2 protein-coding genes and 2 pseudogenes are annotated in these 2,236 nt (G+C 72.1%); 3 read left to right on the top strand and 1 reads right to left on the bottom strand.

The features are described from left to right. From serS to I53_RS03365, 3 genes and pseudogenes are all read left to right on the top strand, one after another. A pseudogene (gene serS, locus I53_RS03375) lies at positions 1–578 on the top strand (serine--tRNA ligase); the annotation flags it as partial. Next, on the top strand, positions 578–1,342 hold the full coding sequence (gene surE / locus I53_RS03370; RefSeq protein WP_043346675.1) for a 5'/3'-nucleotidase SurE: 765 nt from the start codon (positions 578–580) through the stop codon (positions 1,340–1,342). The pseudogene serS and the gene surE, both read left to right, overlap by 1 nt. Beyond that, positions 1,339–1,986, top strand: a complete 648-nt coding sequence (locus I53_RS03365) for a protein-L-isoaspartate O-methyltransferase (protein WP_043346673.1) — start codon at positions 1,339–1,341, stop codon at positions 1,984–1,986. Before surE ends, I53_RS03365 begins: the two co-directional genes overlap by 4 nt. A 106-nt stretch (positions 1,987–2,092) precedes the next feature. Here the strand turns inward: I53_RS03365 and I53_RS34830 are convergent. Then, a pseudogene (locus I53_RS34830) lies at positions 2,093–2,236 on the bottom strand (phytoene/squalene synthase family protein); the annotation flags it as partial.

The raw sequence follows: 2,236 nt of genomic DNA, 5'->3' as shown, positions 1-2,236 counted from the left end.
CCGCTGACGAACCTCGTCCGCGAGTCGATCCTCCGCGAGGAAGAGCTGCCCTGCGCTTCACCGCGCTGACGCCCTGTTTCCGGCCCGAGGCCGGGTCGGCGGGGCGCGACACCCGCGGCATGCTGCGCCAGCACCAGTTCAACAAGGTCGAGCTGGTCTCGATCACCACGCCGGAGGAATCCGCCACGAAGCACGAACGGATGCTCACCTGCGCCGAGGCGGTTCTGAAGAAGCTGGATCTGCCCTACCGGGTCATGACCCTCTGCACCGGCGACATGGGCTTCGCCTCCCAGAAGACCTACGACATCGAGGTCTGGGTGCCGGGCCAGCGCACCCACCGCGAGATCTCGTCGTGCTCGGTCTGCGGCGACTTCCAGGCCCGGCGGATGAACGCCCGCTACCGGGGCAAGGACGGCAAGCCGGCCTACGTCCACACCCTCAACGGCTCGGGCGTGGCGGTCGGCCGCGCGCTCATCGCCGTGATGGAGAATTACCAGAACCCGGACGGGAGCATCACGATCCCGTCGGTGCTCCACCCCTACATGGGCGGGCTCAACCGGATCGAGGGCACCCGCTGATGCGCATCCTGGTCACCAACGACGACGGCATCCACGCGCCGGGGCTCAGTACCCTGGAGGAGATCGCCCGCGAGCTGTCGGACGACGTCTGGGTGGTGGCGCCGGAGAGCGACCAGTCCGGCGTGTCGCACTCGCTGTCGCTCAACGACCCGCTGCGCCTGCGGCAGGTCTCGGAGCAGCGTTTCGCCGTGAAGGGGACGCCGTCGGACTGCGTGATCCTGGGCGTGCGCCACATCCTGGGCGACCACGGGCCGGACCTCGTCCTGTCGGGGGTCAACCGCGGCCAGAACGTCGCCGAGGACGTGACCTATTCGGGCACGATCGCGGCCGCCATGGAGGGGACGATCCTCGGCATCCGCTCGATCGCGCTCAGCCAAGCCTACGGGGTGGGCGGACGCGGCGCCCTCAAGTGGGACTGTGCCCGGACGCACGGGGCGAAGGTCGTCCGGAAGATCCTGGAGACCGGGATCGAGCCCGGCATCCTGGTCAACGTGAATTTTCCGGATTGCGAGCCGGCCGACGTGCAGGGCATCGCGGTGGCCGCGCAGGGCTTCCGCAATCAGGCGCTGCTGTCCATCGACGCCCGGGTCGACGGGCGCGGCAACCCGTATTTCTGGCTGGCCTTCGCCAAGGCCCGGTTCGAGCCGGGCCACGGTTCGGATCTGAAAGCCATCGCCGAGAAGCGGATCTCGGTGACGCCCCTGCGCCTCGATCTCACGGACGAGCCGACGCTGACGCGCTTCGCGCAGGCCTTCGCCGAGTGATCGATCTGGGCAGCCTGGAAGAGGCTGCCGGCAACGCGGCCTTCGTCATGGCGCTCCGGGGCCGGGGCCTGCGGGACACCGCGGTGCTGCGGGCCATGGAACAGGTGCCCCGGGACACCTTCGCGCCGCCGCAGCATCGGGAGCATGCGCGGCGGGACATCGCCCTGCCGCTGTCCTGCGGGGCGTCGATGACGGCCCCCTCCACCGTGGCGGTGATGCTGGCGCTGCTTCGGCTCGAGCCGGGCCAGCGCGTCCTGGAGATCGGCACGGGCTCGGGCTACGTGACCGCCCTGCTCGCCCAGCTCGGGGCCGGGGCGGTGCTCAGCCTGGAACGCTACACCTCCCTGGCCGGGGCGGCGACGCGGCGGCTCGCGGCCCTGTCCGAGGTGCATGTCGTCCGGGCGGACGGGCTGGCCCCGGACCTGCCGGACGGGGGGTTCGACCGGATCCTGGTCCACGGCAGCGTCGCGGCGATCCCGCAGCACTGGCGCGCGGCCCTCGAACCCGGCGGACGGCTGGTGACGGGCCTCAGGGGCGAGGGCGGCTGCCGGGTCGCGGTGCTGCCGACGCCGGAGGCCGAGCCGGAACCGGGGGCGCCGGTGCGGCTGACGGCGCTGATGCCGGGACTGGCGCGGGTTCTCTGACGCCGCGAGCCGACAGCGCGCGCGCCGCGAAGCGACCGAGGGCCGGGCGGCATTTGCGAGAGCGGCGCCGCTGGATTGCCCCCTCGCGAGGACGGTGGAGCGACCCTCAGCCCACCCGCCGCGCCGCCCGCCACAGGCGCCACAGCCGGCGCCAGCGCGGCAGTTCGACGGGCGTGTTGAGCGGGTCGTAGGAGGCCCGCTCCATGGCGGCGAGGTAGGTTCCACCAGGGCCGTGGGCAGGAAGGCGGCG

Source organism: Methylobacterium sp. B1, from assembly GCF_000333255.1.
GTDB classification, from domain to species: Bacteria; Pseudomonadota; Alphaproteobacteria; order Rhizobiales; family Beijerinckiaceae; genus Methylobacterium; species Methylobacterium fujisawaense.
This window is presented reverse-complemented; position numbering and strand designations above follow the sequence as displayed.